This window comes from Pseudomonas sp. 05N432, from assembly GCF_056396945.1.
Genome location: NZ_JBFTMM010000009.1, coordinates 125,330 through 141,360 on the forward strand (window position 1 = coordinate 125,330; position 16,031 = coordinate 141,360).

16 protein-coding genes are annotated in these 16,031 nt (G+C 59.5%); 1 reads left to right on the forward strand and 15 read right to left on the reverse strand.

Annotated features, from left to right (window positions below; translation table 11 throughout):
* Positions 1-161: 161 nt before the first annotated feature.
* From fliA to flhA, 4 genes are all read right to left on the reverse strand, one after another.
* Positions 162-902 (reverse strand): RNA polymerase sigma factor FliA, encoded by a 741-nt coding sequence (fliA, locus tag AC1DHT_RS11895; protein WP_007894214.1) that lies wholly within the window; start codon positions 900-902, stop codon positions 162-164.
* On the reverse strand, positions 899-1,729 hold the full coding sequence (fleN, locus tag AC1DHT_RS11900) for a flagellar synthesis regulator FleN (protein WP_019692370.1): 831 nt from the start codon (positions 1,727-1,729) through the stop codon (positions 899-901). Before fleN ends, fliA begins: the two co-directional genes overlap by 4 nt.
* A 114-nt stretch (positions 1,730-1,843) precedes the next feature.
* Positions 1,844-3,175: a flagellar biosynthesis GTPase FlhF gene (gene flhF / locus AC1DHT_RS11905; protein ID WP_427529958.1), complete on the reverse strand. Its 1,332-nt coding sequence runs from the start codon at positions 3,173-3,175 to the stop codon at positions 1,844-1,846.
* 11 nt (positions 3,176-3,186) lie between these two features.
* Positions 3,187-5,316 (reverse strand): flagellar biosynthesis protein FlhA, encoded by a 2,130-nt coding sequence (gene flhA / locus AC1DHT_RS11910; protein ID WP_477761363.1) that lies wholly within the window; start codon positions 5,314-5,316, stop codon positions 3,187-3,189.
* A gap of 413 nt (positions 5,317-5,729) precedes the next feature.
* Between flhA and AC1DHT_RS11915 the strand changes: the two genes are divergently transcribed.
* The gene (locus tag AC1DHT_RS11915; RefSeq protein ID WP_427539040.1) at positions 5,730-6,017 is read left to right on the forward strand and encodes a DUF3077 domain-containing protein; all 288 of its coding nucleotides are present in this window, start codon (positions 5,730-5,732) and stop codon (positions 6,015-6,017) included.
* 798 nt (positions 6,018-6,815) lie between these two features.
* On the opposite strand, the gene flhB is transcribed toward AC1DHT_RS11915, so the two are convergent.
* From flhB to AC1DHT_RS11970, 11 genes are all read right to left on the reverse strand, one after another.
* Complete coding sequence (gene flhB, locus AC1DHT_RS11920) at positions 6,816-7,955, reverse strand: flagellar biosynthesis protein FlhB (protein WP_427539043.1); 1,140 nt, start codon at positions 7,953-7,955, stop codon at positions 6,816-6,818.
* 3 nt (positions 7,956-7,958) lie between these two features.
* The gene (gene fliR / locus AC1DHT_RS11925; protein ID WP_427529953.1) at positions 7,959-8,741 is read right to left on the reverse strand and encodes a flagellar biosynthetic protein FliR; all 783 of its coding nucleotides are present in this window, start codon (positions 8,739-8,741) and stop codon (positions 7,959-7,961) included.
* Positions 8,742-8,744: 3 nt separating this feature from the next.
* Positions 8,745-9,014: a flagellar biosynthesis protein FliQ gene (gene fliQ, locus AC1DHT_RS11930; RefSeq protein WP_054596295.1), complete on the reverse strand. Its 270-nt coding sequence runs from the start codon at positions 9,012-9,014 to the stop codon at positions 8,745-8,747.
* A gap of 23 nt (positions 9,015-9,037) precedes the next feature.
* A complete protein-coding gene (gene fliP, locus AC1DHT_RS11935; RefSeq protein WP_427539046.1) occupies positions 9,038-9,787 on the reverse strand; it encodes a flagellar type III secretion system pore protein FliP in 750 nt (249 codons plus the stop codon).
* A complete protein-coding gene (fliO, locus tag AC1DHT_RS11940; protein ID WP_103315621.1) occupies positions 9,787-10,218 on the reverse strand; it encodes a flagellar biosynthetic protein FliO in 432 nt (143 codons plus the stop codon). The genes fliP and fliO overlap by 1 nt, the downstream gene beginning before the upstream one ends.
* On the reverse strand, positions 10,219-10,680 hold the full coding sequence (gene fliN / locus AC1DHT_RS11945) for a flagellar motor switch protein FliN (RefSeq protein ID WP_427539050.1): 462 nt from the start codon (positions 10,678-10,680) through the stop codon (positions 10,219-10,221).
* 69 nt (positions 10,681-10,749) lie between these two features.
* A complete protein-coding gene (gene fliM, locus AC1DHT_RS11950; protein ID WP_010456950.1) occupies positions 10,750-11,718 on the reverse strand; it encodes a flagellar motor switch protein FliM in 969 nt (322 codons plus the stop codon).
* A 9-nt stretch (positions 11,719-11,727) separates the two neighbouring features.
* Positions 11,728-12,228, reverse strand: a complete 501-nt coding sequence (gene fliL, locus AC1DHT_RS11955) for a flagellar basal body-associated protein FliL (protein WP_216741851.1) — start codon at positions 12,226-12,228, stop codon at positions 11,728-11,730.
* Between the two features lie 200 nt (positions 12,229-12,428).
* Positions 12,429-13,841 carry a flagellar hook-length control protein FliK gene (locus AC1DHT_RS11960; RefSeq protein ID WP_427539054.1) on the reverse strand — a complete coding sequence of 471 codons (1,413 nt, stop codon included), beginning with the start codon at positions 13,839-13,841 and terminating at the stop codon, positions 12,429-12,431.
* A gap of 105 nt (positions 13,842-13,946) precedes the next feature.
* On the reverse strand, positions 13,947-14,291 hold the full coding sequence (locus AC1DHT_RS11965; RefSeq protein WP_427539057.1) for an Hpt domain-containing protein: 345 nt from the start codon (positions 14,289-14,291) through the stop codon (positions 13,947-13,949).
* A 30-nt stretch (positions 14,292-14,321) separates the two neighbouring features.
* Positions 14,322-16,028 (reverse strand): SpoIIE family protein phosphatase, encoded by a 1,707-nt coding sequence (locus tag AC1DHT_RS11970; RefSeq protein ID WP_442114726.1) that lies wholly within the window; start codon positions 16,026-16,028, stop codon positions 14,322-14,324.
* Positions 16,029-16,031: the final 3 nt, after the last annotated feature.

Sequence of the window (16,031 nt, forward strand, 5' to 3'; positions counted from 1 at the left end):
TGTCCAATTCGACCTCCAAGCAGTCTTAAACGCGTTCAGCACCTGAACACGCCATTCAATCAATCAGGCAGAGCACTCGACGACTGTCTGGAGCACAACGGATGAAGACCGGCACAGCGTTACACCCTGCCTGTTTCGTTCGCAGTGTCCCCACACTGCTGTCAGCGCGCTCGCCACTCCCCCAAACGCCCCCGCAAACGGGCTGCGCACTGGCTGTGTAACTGGCTGACCCGGGATTCACTGACCCCCAGGACCTCACCGATTTCCTTGAGATTCAGCTCTTCGTCGTAGTACAGCGCCAACACCAGTCGCTCACGCTCCGGCAAGTTGGCAATCGCATCCGCCAGCGCAGCCTGGAAGCGTTCATCTTCCAGGTCACGCGACGGTTCGAGATGAGCACTCGCGCCATCCTCGTGCAGCCCTTCATGCTCGCCGTCCTGCAACAGATCGTCGAAGCTGAACAGGCGACTGCCCAAGGTGTCATTCAAAATCCCGTAATAATCGTCGAGACTCAATTGGAGTTCGGCCGCAACCTCGTGATCTTTAGCGTCACGCCCGGTTTTAGCTTCAATTGAGCGAATCGCATCACTCACCATCCGGGTATTGCGGTGTACCGAGCGTGGCGCCCAGTCACCCTTGCGGACTTCATCGAGCATCGCGCCACGGATACGGATCCCCGCGTACGTCTCGAAACTCGCACCTTTGCTCGCATCGTATTTGGTCGACACTTCAAGCAAACCGATCATGCCTGCCTGGATCAGGTCCTCGACCTGAACACTGGCCGGCAGGCGCGCCAACAGGTGATAGGCAATACGTTTTACCAGTGGCGCGTAACGCTCGATCAGTTCGTACTGCGCGTCACGCGCCGACTTCTTGTACAGGTTGTAACCACTGGCTGTCATAGAACCGGACCCGCAGTTTGCTGCACCAGACGCTCGACGAAAAACTCCAGGTGCCCACGCGGGTTGGCGGGCAACGGCCAGGTATCGACTTTCTGCGCGATGGCCTTGAATGCCAGCGCACACTTGGAACGAGGAAACGCTTCATACACGGCGCGCTGCTTCTGCACCGCCTTGCGCACGCATTCGTCGTAAGGCACCGCACCGACGTATTGTAAGGCGACGTCGAGGAAGCGATCCGTGACCTTGGTCAACTTGGCGAACAGATTTCGTCCCTCCTGCGGGCTTTGCGCCATGTTGGCCAGCACGCGGAAGCGGTTCATGCCGTAATCGCGGTTGAGCAGCTTGATCAGCGCGTAGGCGTCAGTAATCGACGTCGGCTCGTCGCAAACCACCAGCAATACTTCCTGGGCTGCGCGAACAAAACTCACGACCGACTCACCAATACCCGCCGCCGTGTCGATCACCAATACGTCGAGGTTATCGCCGATGTCGCTGAATGCCTGAATCAGGCCAGCGTGCTGGGCCGGGCTCAGGTGAACCATGCTCTGGGTACCGGACGCTGCTGGAACAATGCGAATTCCGCCCGGCCCCTGAAGTAATACATCGCGCAGTTCACAGCGGCCTTCGATGACGTCGGCCAGCGTACGCTTGGGCGTGAGCCCCAGCAGGACGTCGACGTTCGCCAGCCCCAGATCGGCGTCCAGCAGCATGACGCGCCGGCCGAGCTCAGCAAGAGCCAGGGACAAGTTCACTGACACATTAGTCTTCCCGACGCCACCTTTGCCGCCGGTCACTGCGATCACCTGTACGGGATGCATGCTGCCCATGTTCGTTCTTTACCTTGTCTTGCTTAGACGCGGACTACATGACTGGCTGCGCGCTCACTTGTGAACAATGCATGGCAGGCCATCGATGTAGATACAAATCTATTCATTATTACCTCAGCCGACACGCTTGGCCGGGCTGTGGTAGAGGTCAGCGAACATATCAGCCATGGCTTCTTCGCTGGGTTCTTCCTGCATCTGCACGCTAACGGCGCGACTGACCAACTGATGCCGGCGCGGTAAATGTAGATCATCCGGGATCCGTGGCCCGTCGGTCAGATAAGCGACAGGTAATTCGTGGCTGATTGCCAGGCTCAACACCTCGCCCAGGCTCGCTGTTTCATCCAGTTTAGTCAGAATGCAGCCTGCTAGCCCGCACCGCTTGTAACTGTGATAGGCGGCAGTCAGTACCTGCTTTTGGCTGGTAGTGGCCAGCACCAGATAATTCTTCGACTTGATCCCGCGACCGGCCAGGCTTTCCAGCTGCATGCGCAACGCCGGATCACTGGCCTGCAGGCCGGCGGTGTCGATCAATACCACACGCTTGCGCAACAGCGGATCAAGGGCTTGCGCCAGGGACTGGCCCGGGTCGACGTGAGTCACCGAGACATTGAGGATACGCCCCAGGGTCTTGAGCTGTTCCTGGGCACCGATGCGGAAGCTGTCCATGCTCACCAATGCGATGTTCTGCGCGCCGTACTTGAGCACGTAACGCGCGGCCAGCTTGGCCAGCGTCGTGGTTTTGCCCATGCCGGCAGGGCCGACCATGGCGATCACGCCACCCTCTTCCAGTGGTTCGATCTCGGGAGTCACGATCATCCGCGCCAGGTGCGCCAACAGCATGCGCCAGGCCTGGCGGGGCTCTTCAATTTCAGTAATCAGTTCCAGCAGATCGCGCGACAACGGACCGGACAGGCCAATGCGTTGCAGGCGACGCCACAGGTTGGCTTGCTGCGGGCGACTGCCTTGCAACTGATTCCAGGCCAGCGAACCCAACTGCACTTCGAGCAGTTCACGCAGGCCATTGAGTTCGAAACGCATCGAGTCGAAAGCCCGCGGATCAACCCCGGCAGAATGCACAGGCGCTGGAGCAGGACGCGGCCGCTCAGCAAAGGTCGGCTCGATCAACGGTTCCGCAGCAGTCAGCGGCAGGCCGGCAAACAACTGGCGATTGGTGCCGACGCTCGCGTCACCTTCACCGTCGCCACGCAGGCTCAATTCGGCCTGAGCCGTGACGATCCGCGACTGGGTCTTGCGCAACTCGTCTTCGAGTTCAATGTTCGGTACACGCGGTGCCAGTGCCGACAGCTTGTAATCCAGGGCAGCCGTCAGCTCGACACCACCGGCAATCCGGCGATTACCGATAATGGCCGCATCAGCGCCCAGCTCATCACGAACCAGCTTCATGGCCTGACGCATATCGGCGGCGAAAAAACGCTTAACTTGCATAAACCACTACCTCAGCCGTTGGGCCCTACTGTCGCAACGATGGTCACTTGCTTGTTGTCAGGGATTTCCTGATACGCCAACACATGCAACCCCGGCACTGCCAGACGTCCGAACCGCGAGAGCATCGCGCGTACCGGACCTGCTACGAGCAGAATCACCGGTTGACCTTGCATTTCCTGACGCTGCGCGGCGTCGATCAACGAACGTTGCAGCTTCTCTGCCATGCTTGGCTCCAGCAGAACACCCTCTTCCGAGCCTTGTCCTGCCTTCTGAAGACTATTGAGCAATATTTGTTCCAACCTTGGCTCCAAGGTGATCACAGGCAGCTCGGACTCAGTGCCTACAATGCTTTGGACGATAGCGCGCGATACGCCAACGCGAACGGCCGCCACCAGAGCGGCAGTATCTTGACTCTTGGCGGCATTGTTCGCGATGGCTTCGGCAATGCTGCGAATGTCGCGAACCGGAACCTGTTCGGCCAACAAGGCTTGCAGCACTTTGAGCAGCTGCGACAGCGAAACGACGCCTGGCACCAGCTCCTCGGCCAGTTTTGGCGAGCTTTTGGCCAGCAATTGCATGAGTTGCTGAACTTCTTCGTGGCCGATCAGCTCGCTGGAGTGCTTGTACAGAATCTGGTTGAGGTGAGTCGCCACCACCGTACTTGCATCAACCACGGTGTAACCCAGGGACTGCGCCTGCGGACGCTGACTGATTTCGATCCAGACTGCCTCCAGGCCAAAGGCCGGATCTTTGGCGGTGATGCCATTGAGCGTGCCGTAGACCTGCCCGGGGTTGATCGCCAGTTCCCGATCCGGATAAATCTCCGCCTCGGCGAGGATCACCCCCATCAGGGTCAGGCGGTAGGCACTTGGCGCCAGGTCGAGGTTGTCGCGAATGTGCACGGTCGGCATCAGGAAGCCCAGATCCTGGGAAAGCTTCTTGCGCACGCCCTTGATCCGCGCCAGCAACTGACCACCCTGGTTACGATCCACCAGCGGAATCAGCCGGTAACCAACTTCCAGGCCGATCATGTCGATCGGGGTCACGTCATCCCAGCCCAGCTCTTTGGTTTCCATGGCCCGTGCCGGCGACGGCAGCAGCTCCTGCTGGCGCTTGACCTCTTCCAGAGCCTGAACCTTGACGATGTTCTGCTTTTTCCAGAACAGATACGCGGCGCCCGCTGCGACGGCGGCCATGCTGAGAAAGGAGAAGTGCGGCATGCCTGGCACCAGGCCCATGACCGCCATCAAACCGGCCGCCACCGCCAACGCCTTGGGCGAGGCGAACATCTGCCGATTGATCTGCTTACCCATGTCTTCCGAACCGGAAGCACGGGTCACCATGATTGCCGCGGCGGTAGACAGCAGCAGTGATGGCAATYGCGCCACCAAACCGTCACCGATGGTCAACAACGCGTAGACCTTGCCGGCATCGCCGAAGCTCATGCCATGCTGGAAGATCCCGACCGCCATACCGCCAATCAGGTTGATAAACAGAATCAGCAGACCGGCGATGGCGTCACCGCGCACGAACTTGCTGGCACCGTCCATCGAACCGTAGAACTCGGCCTCCTGGGCCACTTCCATACGACGCAGCTTGGCTGCGGGCTGGTCGATCAGGCCGGCGTTCAAGTCGGCGTCGATGGCCATCTGCTTGCCCGGCATCGCATCGAGGGTAAAACGCGCACTGACCTCGGAAATCCGCCCGGCACCTTTGGTCACCACGACGAAGTTGATGATCATCAAAATCGCGAAGACCACGATACCGACCACGTAGTTACCGCCGATCACCACCTCGCCGAAGGCCTGGATCACCTTGCCGGCGGCGGCATGGCCGTCCTGACCGTGGAGCATCACCACCCGGGTCGAAGCCACGTTCAACGCCAGTCGCAGCAGCGTGGCGACCAGCAGAATGGTCGGAAACACCGCAAAATCCAGCGGCCGCAAGGCGTAGACACAGACCAGCAGCACAACGATCGACAGCGCAATGTTGAAAGTGAAGAACACATCGAGCAGGAACGGCGGGACCGGCAACATCATCATGGCCAGCATGACCAACAGCAACAGCGGCACACCCAGATTGCCTCGACTGAGGTCTGCCAGGTTGCTGCGGGCACTGTTGATTAACTGAGAGCGATCCACCGGTATTCCCCGTTCCTTGAAGCAAACTTTTGACGCCTGAAGCGGGCGCAGGCCGGCTATTGCAAGAAGCCTTCCAACTTTTGCGCGGGGCTTGAAACAGCGCGTTCAGCAAAGGGTCCGGCAGCGCTTGGGAAGACGCTTTCGCGAGCAGGCTCGCTCCCACAGTTGATCTGCGCCGCCCACAAATCCCCTGTGGGAGCGAGCCTGCTCGCGAAGAGGCCGGAATATTCAACGCCCATCCTAAGAATTCAGCTACAAATCCAGAAAACACAGGGATTTGTCCGACAGGCTTTCAAGGTTGCCCCTCGGAAGTGGCATCGCTAGTCTTCAGTGGTCGCTGCCAAATCAGCGACCGGGCATGGAAACCCGATGAGTAAACGAGGCCGCTCTAACCAGTAAACGAGAACCTCACCATGAACAAATCTTCGCACCTCCACGAATTAAAAACCGCCGGCCTCACCCCCTTCTCCATCCACAACGATCAAGCCCTGTTCCGCGTCAACAGTGGCGTCCCTCTGCTCACTGCCTTGTCCCATGTCTCCGACCTGCTCCACCTCTCCAGGATGCTGGCCGAAGATGCAGCGATGGAGCGCAAAACCGACCGCTATGCCTGGGCCTCCCACTACTTGCAGGAGATGAGCAAAGCCGTCATCGATGACGTGGTGAAAGTGCTGGGGGCGCCAGGTAATAATCGCGATTGAATAAAAAGCCCCGCGCTTCTCTTGAAGGCGGGGCTTTCAGGTGTTTGGTCATCAGCTCAAACGGCTATTAGCGGTTTTCCTGATACACCGCGGTGCGGCCTTCGCGAGCAGGCTCGCTCCCACAGTTTTGATGGGTGTACACCTGCAAAAGTCAGGTCGGCTTTCAGGCCGCCAGGATCAAAAGATCGCAGCCTTCGGCAGCTCCTACGGATATCGCCCCCCACAATGCAGTAGCACGCCCCCACCACTCAGGCCGGCTGTCAGGCCGCCGTGCTTTGCTTTTGATCTACCCGCCCCTTCGGGAGGCCGAGTGGAGGTGTTCATCAGGGGGTGGGCGCGCAGCGCCGTACGGCGCAGCCGGACACATCGAGAGGAGGTCGTCGCGCAGCAGACCGTAGGCGATGCCCCCTGATGAATGCCGGAACGAGGGGACGCCGAGCCTAGGCGAGGTGCCGTACGCTTGGGGCGAAGACCTTTGCTTCCTTTGGGGCGTTTGCCAAAGGGAGTCGCCGTCAGGGCGAAACCCTAAGTGGCCGTTACCGCAGGAATGGATATGTACACCTGCAAGAGATTGGTCGGCTGTCAGGCCGCCATCGCGAGCAGGCTCGCTCCCACAGTTTTGATTGGTGTACATCTGCAAGAGATAGGCCGGCTGTCAGGCCGCCATCGCGAGCAGGCTCGCTCCCACAATTTTGATTGGGGTACATCTGCAAGAGATAGGCCGGCTGTCAGGCCGCCTTCGCAGGCAAGCCAGCTCCCATAGTTTTTATCGGAGTACACCGTCAAGAGATAAGCCGGTCAGGAATCGCGGCGCAGATCCGGTGGAATCGGCAAATCATCCTTGAGCGGATCCGGACGCTTACCCTTGCCGGCACGGTACTGGCGGATCTGATAAACGTAAGCCAGCACCTGAGCAACCGCCAGATAGAGCCCACCAGGAATTTCCTGGTCAAGCTCGGTGGAGTAATAAATCGAACGCGCCAGAGCCGGCGACTCAAGCAGCAAAACCTCATTAGCCACCGCGATTTCGCGGATCTTCAGCGCCAGGAAGTCGCTGCCCTTGGCCACCAGCATCGGCGCCCCACCCTTCTCCGGATCGTACTTGAGCGCCACCGCATAGTGGGTCGGGTTGGTAATGACCACATCGGCCTCAGGAATGGCCGCCATCATCCGCCGCTGGGACATCTCGCGCTGCAACTGACGAATCCGCTGCTTGACCTCTGGGCGACCTTCCTGATCCTTGTGCTCGTCACGCACTTCCTGCTTGGTCATCAGCAGCTTCTTGTGACTCTGGTAAAGCTGAACCGGCACATCGACCGCCGCGATCAGAATCAACCCGCAAGCCATCCACAAGGTGCTCCAGCCCACCAGCTGCACACTGTGAATAATCGCCTGCTCCAGTGGCTCATGGGCGATTCGCAACAAGTCGTCAATGTCCGAGCGCAGCACGCTCAGCGCGACGAACAGCACCAACAGGAATTTTGCCAGGGCCTTGAGCAGCTCGATCAACGCCGTGGACGAAAACATCCGCTTGAGGCCGTTGGCCGGGTTCATTCGACTGAACTTGGGCGCCAGGCTACTGCCGGCGAACAACCAACCGCCCAGGGAAATCGGACCAATGATCGCCGCCAGCAACAAAGTGAGCAGCACCGGTTGCACCGCGATAATCGCGATCTTGCCCGACTTCAGCAAATACAGGCCCATGGCATCCGGAGTCAGCACCACTTCACGCGGCAGGGAGAAGTTCAGGCGCATGATTTCCAGCAGATCCAGCGCCAGACCGCCGCCATAGATCAGCAATCCGCCCGCACCGGCCAGCATCACCGCCAACGTATTGAGTTCTTTGGAGCGCGCGATCTCGCCCTTTTCACGGGAGTCCCTTTTGCGTTTGTCCGTGGGGTCTTCTGTCTTGTCCTGACCGCTCTCGCTTTCAGCCATGACTCAGCGCGCCTGTGCCATATCACGCAACAACTGCAAGGCCTCGGTGGCCAGCGGTTGATACTGGTTGAGAATGTCCCCCAGGCTGACCCAGAAAATCACCAGACCCAGCACCAGGGTCAGCGGAAAACCGATAGAGAAGATATTCAGTTGCGGCGCCGCGCGAGTCATGACCCCGAAGGCAATGTTGACCACCAGTAGCGCGGTGATTGCCGGTAATACCAGCAGCATCGCCGCCCCCAGCACCCAGCCCATCTTGCCGGCCATTTCCCAGAAATGATTGACCAGCATGCCACTGCCCACCGGCAGGGTGGTGAAGCTTTCCGTGAGGACTTCAAACACCACCAGATGGCCATTCATCCCCAGAAACAGCAACGTCACCAACATCGTCAAGAACTGCCCGATGACGGCCGCCGACACGCCGTTGGTGGGGTCGACCATGGACGCGAAGCCCATGCCCATCTGAATCGAAACAATCTGCCCGGCCACCACAAACGCCTGAAAGAACAACTGCAAGGAAAACCCCAGCAGCGCGCCAATCAGTATCTGTTCGGCAATCAGCAGCAGACCACTCAAGTCCAGCGGATTGACCTGCGGCATAGGCGGCAGGCCCGGCGCAATGACCACCGTTATCGCCACTGCGAAATACAGCCGGATACGCCTGGGCACCAGGGTCGTGCCGAAGACCGGCATGGTCGTCAGCACCGCGCCAACCCGAAATAGCGGCAGCATGAAGCTGGCCACCCAGGTACTGATTTGCGCATCGGTCAGCGCCAGCAATGACATGGTTTAGCCGATCAACTGCGGAATACTGGTGTACAAGCGCAGTATGTATTCCATGAAGGTTTGTATCAGCCACGGACCGGCAACGATCAGCGTGATCAGCATCACCAGCAAACGCGGGAGGAAGCTCAGGGTCTGTTCGTTGATCTGCGTGGCCGCCTGAAACATCGCCACCAGCAGCCCCACCAGCAAACTCGGAACGACCAATATGGCGACCATCATGGTGGTCAGCCAAAGCGCCTCACGGAACAGGTCTACCGCAACTTCAGGAGTCATATCGCCCTACCCGCCCACTCTGTCTAAACACCGCCGAAACTGCTCGCCAGCGTACCGATGATCAACGCCCAGCCATCCACCAGCACAAACAGCATGATCTTGAACGGCAGCGAAATGATCAGCGGCGAGAGCATCATCATGCCCATGGCCATCAGCACACTGGCAACGACCAGGTCGATGATCAGGAACGGAATGAAGATCATGAAGCCGATCTGGAACGCGGTCTTCAGCTCCGAGGTCACGAAGGCCGGCACCAGAATGGTCAGCGGCGCCTGATCCGGCGTCGCGATGTCGGTGCGTTTGGACAGGCGCATGAACAGCTCAAGGTCACTGCTACGGGTCTGCGCCAGCATGAAGTCCTTGATCGGTACTTGCGCCTTGGCGACTGCATCCTGAGCCGTCAGCTTCTCGGCCAGATACGGCTGCAAGGCATCCTGATTCACCCGATCAAAGACCGGCGCCATGATGAACATGGTCAGAAACAGCGCCATGCCGGTGAGGATCTGGTTCGATGGTGTCTGCTGCAAACCCAGGGCCTGACGCAGGATCGAGAACACGATGATGATCCGGGTGAAACTGGTCATCAGCATGACGAACGCCGGGATGAAGCTCAGCGCGGTCATGATCAGCAGGATTTGCAGGCTGACCGAGTACTCCTGAGCGCCATTGGCGTTCGTGCCCAGGGTGATCGCCGGGATCGACAGCGGGTCGGCAGCGAACGCCAACGGCGCGGCCAGCATCAGGACCAGTGCCAACAGGATGCGCAACGGCATTACTTCTTATCCTTATCTTTACCCAGCAACTCCATCAGGCGCTGGGCAAACTCGGGGGTCGCCTGCTCGGTGCTCGGCACTTGCACCGGCTCCTTGAGCACATGCAACGGGGTAATGGTGCCCGGGGTCAGCCCAAGCAGAATCTGTTCGTTACCAACTTGCACCAGCACCAGGCGATCACGCGGCCCGAGGGCGCGCGAGCCGATCAGCTCGATCACCTGCCCTTTGCCGGCAGGACCCGCCTGCTGAACACGGCGCAACAACCAGGCTAGGAAGAAGATCAGGCCCAGCACCAGCAGCAACCCCAGCACCAGTTGAGTCAACTGCCCGGCCACGCCGCTGCCGACCGCTGGTGTCGCGACCGCCGCTACCGGTTCCGCCGCCCACGCACTGAGCGGCAAGGCCAGCAATACGCCGAGAAACGCCTTCACTCAGCGCAGCTTCTTGATGCGTTCGCTTGGGCTGATCACGTCGGTCAGGCGGATGCCGAACTTCTCGTTGACCACCACCACTTCGCCGTGAGCGATGAGCGTGCCATTGACCAGCACGTCCAGCGGTTCGCCGGCCAGACGGTCAAGTTCGATCACCGAGCCCTGGTTGAGCTGCAGCAGGTTACGAATGTTGATATCGGTGCTGCCGACTTCCATGGAAATCGACACCGGGATGTCCAGAATCACGTCCAGGTTAGGACCGTCGAGGGTCACTGGCTCGTGGTTCTTCGGCACGCTGCCGAACTCTTCCATGGCCAGACGATTGGAGGACGACGAACTCGCCGCATCGGCGGCCAGCAAGGCGTCAATATCATCCTGTCCGGCATCACCTGTTTCTTCGAGCGCCGCAGCCCATTCATCGGCCAGCGCCTGGTCGTCCTGGGTATTCATTTCGTCAGCCATCATTTGTCCTCAGCGGGCAACCAATCAATTGGAAACCGTCAATTAAAAGCGAATGTGTGCGAACGCAGATCAGCGTCGCTCGATCGGCTCGATCACTTGCAACGCCAGGTTGCCCTTGTGGGAGCCCATCTTGACCTTGAAGGCCGGCACGCCGTTGGCGCGCATGATCATCTCTTCCGGCATCTCGACCGGGATCACATCCCCTGGCTGCATGTGCAGGATGTCCCGCAAACGCAACTGACGACGGGCAACCGTGGCACCGATCGGCACGTCGACGTCGAGCACGTCCTGACGCAGGGCGTTGACCCAACGTTCGTCCTGATCGTCGAGGTCCGACTGGAAGCCGGCATCGAGCATTTCGCGGACCGGCTCGATCATCGAGTACGGCATGGTCACGTGCAGATCACCACCGCCGCCGTCGAGTTCGATGTGGAAGGTCGAGACCACCACCGCTTCGCTCGGCCCGACGATGTTGGCCATGGCCGGGTTCACTTCCGAGTTGATGTACTCGAAATTGACTTCCATGATCGCTTGCCAGGCTTCTTTCAAATCAACGAAGGCCTGCTCCAGCACCATGCGCACGACGCGCAATTCGGTCGGGGTGAATTCACGGCCTTCGATCTTGGCGTGACGACCGTCACCGCCGAAGAAGTTGTCCACCAGCTTGAACACCAGTTTGGCGTCGAGGATGAACAATGCGGTACCGCGCAACGGCTTGATCTTGACCAGGTTGAGACTGGTCGGTACGTACAGCGAATGCACGTATTCGCCGAACTTCATCACCTGCACACCACCCACAGCGACATCCGCCGAACGCCGCAACATGTTGAACATGCTGATGCGCGTGTAACGGGCAAACCGCTCGTTGATCATTTCCAGGGTCGGCATGCGTCCACGGACGATGCGATCCTGACTGGTCAGGTCATAGCTTTTGACACTGCCCGGTTCAGCAGCGTTGTCGGTCTGTACCAGACCATCGTCGACGCCATGCAACAGCGCATCGATCTCATCCTGGGACAGCAGGTCCTGCACGGCCATGTCGTGTTCCTACTGCAGTACGAAATTGGTAAACAGCAACTGGTCGATAACGACTTTGCCGACTTCTTTCTGCGCGACTTCCTGCACACTGGCAGTGGCTTTCTGGCGCAGCATTTCCTGACCGACCGGAGTCGCCAGGGTGTCGAAACTCTGTCCGGAGAACAGCATGACCAGGTTGTTGCGAATCACCGGCATATGCACTTTCAGCGCATCCAGATCGGCCTGGTTACGCGCCTGCAGGGTAATGCTCACCTGCATGTAGCGCTGACGGCCATTCTGGTTGTAGTTGGCCACGAAGGCCGGAGCCATGGGTTCATAAATCGCCGCAGGCTTGGCATTACTGGCGGTTTCGGCTGCAGGCGCAGGCTTGCTCTGAGCGCTGTGCATGAAGTACCAGGTCGCCCCCACGGACAGACCGATCGCCAGCAGCACGGCCAGCACAATCACGAGAATAAGCTTGAGTTTGCCTTTCCCGGCAGGGTCTTTCACTGCTGCTTCGCTCTTCGCCATGCCAATAATCCGTCACTATTCGAGTTTTCACAGGTGCACGGCAAGGCAAGAGCAAGTGTTATGCCAGAAGTGTCAGGAGGGAAAATGGTGTAGCGGTCGGCTAATGCCGATATCAAAAGATCGCAGCCTTCGGCAGCTCCTACAAAGGCGGGGCGTAGGAGCTGCCGAAGGCTGCGATCTGTTCGGGTTGCTGCAACTCGTCAGGCGTAGTAATCGACTGCGCTGGAGCCAATGACGCTGGTCGTGCTGGCGGCAGCTTCAGCCACGCTTGCCGCCAACTCTTCATCCGCCGAGCCCAGACGACCACCGATGGCAGTCGTGCCGGCGCCCTGGCCTTGCTGGGCCTGCTGCTGCCCTTGCCCTTGCCAGCCGCGGGACTGGTCGGACACGTTGACATCGACCTGCCCCATGCCTTGCTGGGCAAACATGTCGCGCAGACGATGCATCTGGCTATCCAGCGCCTCACGCACGCCAACGTGAGCACTCATGAAGGTCACTTGAGTCTGCTGGTCGGGAACCATGTTCACCCGAATATCCAGGCGACCCAATTCCGCTGGCTGAAGCTGAATATCAGCCGCCTTGAGGTTGGCACTCGACAAATACATGACCCGATTGACCACTTCCTCGGTCCAGCCGCTCTGATGCATGGCGATCGGTTGATTCACCGGCAACGCATTCGCGGTCTTTGGCGTGGCGGCCTGGGTCAACGCTGCCAGGCGATTGGCAAAATCGTCAACGCGCGTGTCACTGGTCGCCGATTTCAAATCCTTGAGCCCGTCGTCAATCAAACCGCTGAAGGACTTTTCGCCGCCCTGGCTGGTGCTGTCCTTGCTGGCTTGCACGTCAAGCATGCTCGCCATGCCATTGGCAAAGTTCTGCGCTGCAGTGGGCTCGCCATCGGCCTGATCCGGTGTCGCTTTGGTCGGGGACTGGCTGGAGGCCGACACGTGACCACTTTGCTCCAGTGCCAGGCGCACGGCCGGCATCGCGTCCAAAGGATCGGATGCAGGATCGAACGAAGGATCAGTCGCAGCCACAGGCTGAGCCGGTGCAGGCGTCACCGTCGCCGCAAGAGCCGGATCGACCTGAGGCTGGGTCTGAACCTGAGCGACCACTGGCGGTGCTTGCGGATCAGGTACCGGCACTGGCACCGGCGTCGGCTGCACCGCCTGCGCCAATGCCGGATCGAGAGTGGGGTCGAGCGGAGTGCTATCAGCTACCGGGGCATCCTTGGCTGCTGCCGAATCGCTCGCGCCACTTACGTCGCTTGTGGCCTTGTCGCTTGCGGCCTTGTCGCTGGTATCCGCCGGTTTGTCGGCAGGCAAAGATTTGCCGCTATCGGCAACGCTCGCCTGCGGGGCGGCAGACTTGTTGTCAGGCGCCACTTTTTTGCCGGTGCTGTCCGCCACTTTGTCACGCACGTTTTTACCGGCCCCGTCAGTACTGGACGCCGGGGTAGCTTGCGCCTGCCTGGCATAGACCTGAGAAAAGCTTGCAGCCTTGTCCCGGGGCTCTGCAGGCGCTGCCGGCGCAGTGACAGGCACGCTGGCAGACGCAACCTTGGTCTTGGCCTGCGAGGCGGCCTGAAGAAGCGAATTCGGGGCGAGGGGCATAACGGTCTCCGCTGCACTGGGATCGTAGGTACAGTTGAGAAACAAAGCTGCAAGGGTCGAGCCAGGTTTGCTCAGGCGCTGGAAAAACCTGCAACGATGGTGCTTTCAACAATGAAAACGCTGGCGCTCTTCACGGTACAAGCGTCGGACAATGGCAAATTCGCCGTCGATTTCTCCGACCAGCTCTTCAATTCCCGCAAGGCTTTTTTGTTTGGCTCGCTGCTCCAGCTCATTGCACAGTTCAGCCAGGCGCGTAGCCCCCATGTTGCTGCTGCTGCCCTTGAAGCTGTGGGCGGCACTGAGCAACTGGTCGGGGTCCTGAGTTTCGCGAAGTTGGGTCAAACGTGTTTCGGAGTCCTGAAGGAAAGTATCCAGAAGTATCGGGTACTCATCCTCCATGACTTCTTGCAGCGCACTCAGTACGTCGTGATCCAGATGAATGTCAGTCACTTGCTCGCTCCTTGATCAAGAATGCACGGATTATGCCTGAGCCTCCCAGGAAAACTCCACGCGGGCACGCCGGCCATTGTCCGACCAACTGGCGTTATGGCTCAACTGACGAATCAGACTCACACCACGACCCGACAAACGGCCATCGTCGACCGGTCGAGCCATGACCCGCTGCACGTCGAACCCTGCGCCACTGTCTTCGACTTCCACCACCAGACAGCCTCCCGCACCTTGCGGCGACAACTGCATATGCAGCCGCAGGTAGCCATCCTCAAGCGCCTCCAGACGCGCATTGCGCTGCTCGTAATACCGCGCAAACCCGGAGGCATCGCGCTTGATACTCGAATCCAGGCCCAGTACACCATGCTCCAGCGCATTGGAATAGAGCTCGGCCAGCACACTGTAAAGCGCCCCGCTTTGCGCCCGCAACCCATGCACCTCAAGCAACAATTGCATCAGATAAGGCAAGGGGTTGAAGCGCCTGAGCGAGTCAGCACGAAATTCAAAACTCACCGACCAATCCAGCGGGCAAGACACACTGCTGTCGGAATACACCATGGCCGGCGGCGTGAGTTGCGAGGCCTCGAGCAGGCGAACCTCGAGCATGCTGACATCGTCACGCGCCTCACCACGGAAATCCCGCAGCGCCTGCTCGATCTCCTCGAACAGTCGGTCTGGCTGGCGATTGTCGGCAAACACCTGCTGCAACCGCTCGACACCAAACAACTGGTCGTCGGCATCACAGGTATCGATCACGCCGTCCGACAACAGGAACACCCGGTCGCCGAGGGCCATCGGGAACACCTCGGTGCGATCATCAAAGGCTTGCGCACTCAACACGCCCAGTGGCAGATGCCGCGCCGGCAATACGGTGCGTTTGTCGTTGGCGATATCATGCAGATAACCATCCGGCATACCGCCGTTCCAGACCTCTACTGAACGACGCTGAAAACTCAGGCACAACAGGGTCGCGCAACAGAACATATCCACCGGCAGGATACGCTTGAGCTTGGCGTTCATCTCGCACAGCATTTCCGACAGACCGTACCCCTTGGCAGTCATGCCGTAGAACACTTCCGCCAGCGGCATGGCGCCGACCGCTGCCGGCAGGCCATGACCGGTGAAATCCCCCAACAGCACATGCATGTCACCGGCAGGCGTAAATGCCGCCAGCAACAGATCGCCGTTGAACAGTGCATAAGGGGATTGTGAATAACGGATATTGGGAGCGCTCAGGCAACCGGAGTGAGCGACCTTGTCGAATACCGCCTTGGCCACCCGCTGCTCATTGAGCAGGTACTCATGGTGCCTGGCGATCAGATCGCGCTGCTCCAGGACCGTCGCCTGCAAGCGCCGCAAACGATCCATCGCCTTGATCTTGGCGCTGAGGATCACCTGGTTATAGGGTTTTGCCAGAAAGTCGTCGCCACCCGCCTCCAGGCAACGCGCCAAGGCTTCGCTTTCCGTCAGCGAGGTCAGGAAGATGATCGGCACCAGCGTTTCGCCAGCCAGCAGCTTGATTTGTCGCGCCGCTTCGAAACCATCCATCACCGGCATCATCGCGTCCATCAATACCAGTTGCGGACGCTGCTGCTGGTACAGCTCAACCGCCTCGGCGCCGCTGGCCGCAGCCAACACCTCATGCCCCTGACGACGAACAATACTCGACAGCAGCAAGCGATCGGCCGCACTGTCTTCTGCGATCAGCACGGTCAGCGGTTCGGGCAGCGTCGACATGAC

Bases quoted from the DNA above. Each gene is read 5' to 3' on its own strand.
- fliM (WP_010456950.1), bottom strand. From the start codon at position 11,718: ATGGCCGTGCAGGACCTGCTGTCCCAGGATGAGATCGATGCGCTGTTG.
- AC1DHT_RS11960 (WP_427539054.1), bottom strand. From the start codon at position 13,841: ATGCCCCTCGCCCCGAATTCGCTTCTTCAGGCCGCCTCGCAGGCCAAG.
- fliQ (WP_054596295.1), bottom strand. From the start codon at position 9,014: ATGACTCCTGAAGTTGCGGTAGACCTGTTCCGTGAGGCGCTTTGGCTG.
- fliR (WP_427529953.1), bottom strand. From the start codon at position 8,741: ATGTCATTGCTGGCGCTGACCGATGCGCAAATCAGTACCTGGGTGGCC.
- AC1DHT_RS11970 (WP_442114726.1), bottom strand. From the start codon at position 16,028: ATGTCGACGCTGCCCGAACCGCTGACCGTGCTGATCGCAGAAGACAGT.
- fliN (WP_427539050.1), bottom strand. From the start codon at position 10,680: ATGGCTGACGAAATGAATACCCAGGACGACCAGGCGCTGGCCGATGAA.
- fleN (WP_019692370.1), bottom strand. From the start codon at position 1,729: ATGGGCAGCATGCATCCCGTACAGGTGATCGCAGTGACCGGCGGCAAA.
- flhB (WP_427539043.1), bottom strand. From the start codon at position 7,955: ATGGCTGAAAGCGAGAGCGGTCAGGACAAGACAGAAGACCCCACGGAC.
- fliL (WP_216741851.1), bottom strand. From the start codon at position 12,228: ATGGCGAAGAGCGAAGCAGCAGTGAAAGACCCTGCCGGGAAAGGCAAA.
- AC1DHT_RS11915 (WP_427539040.1), top strand. From the start codon at position 5,730: ATGAACAAATCTTCGCACCTCCACGAATTAAAAACCGCCGGCCTCACC.
- flhF (WP_427529958.1), bottom strand. From the start codon at position 3,175: ATGCAAGTTAAGCGTTTTTTCGCCGCCGATATGCGTCAGGCCATGAAG.
- fliA (WP_007894214.1), bottom strand. From the start codon at position 902: ATGACAGCCAGTGGTTACAACCTGTACAAGAAGTCGGCGCGTGACGCG.
- fliP (WP_427539046.1), bottom strand. From the start codon at position 9,787: ATGCCGTTGCGCATCCTGTTGGCACTGGTCCTGATGCTGGCCGCGCCG.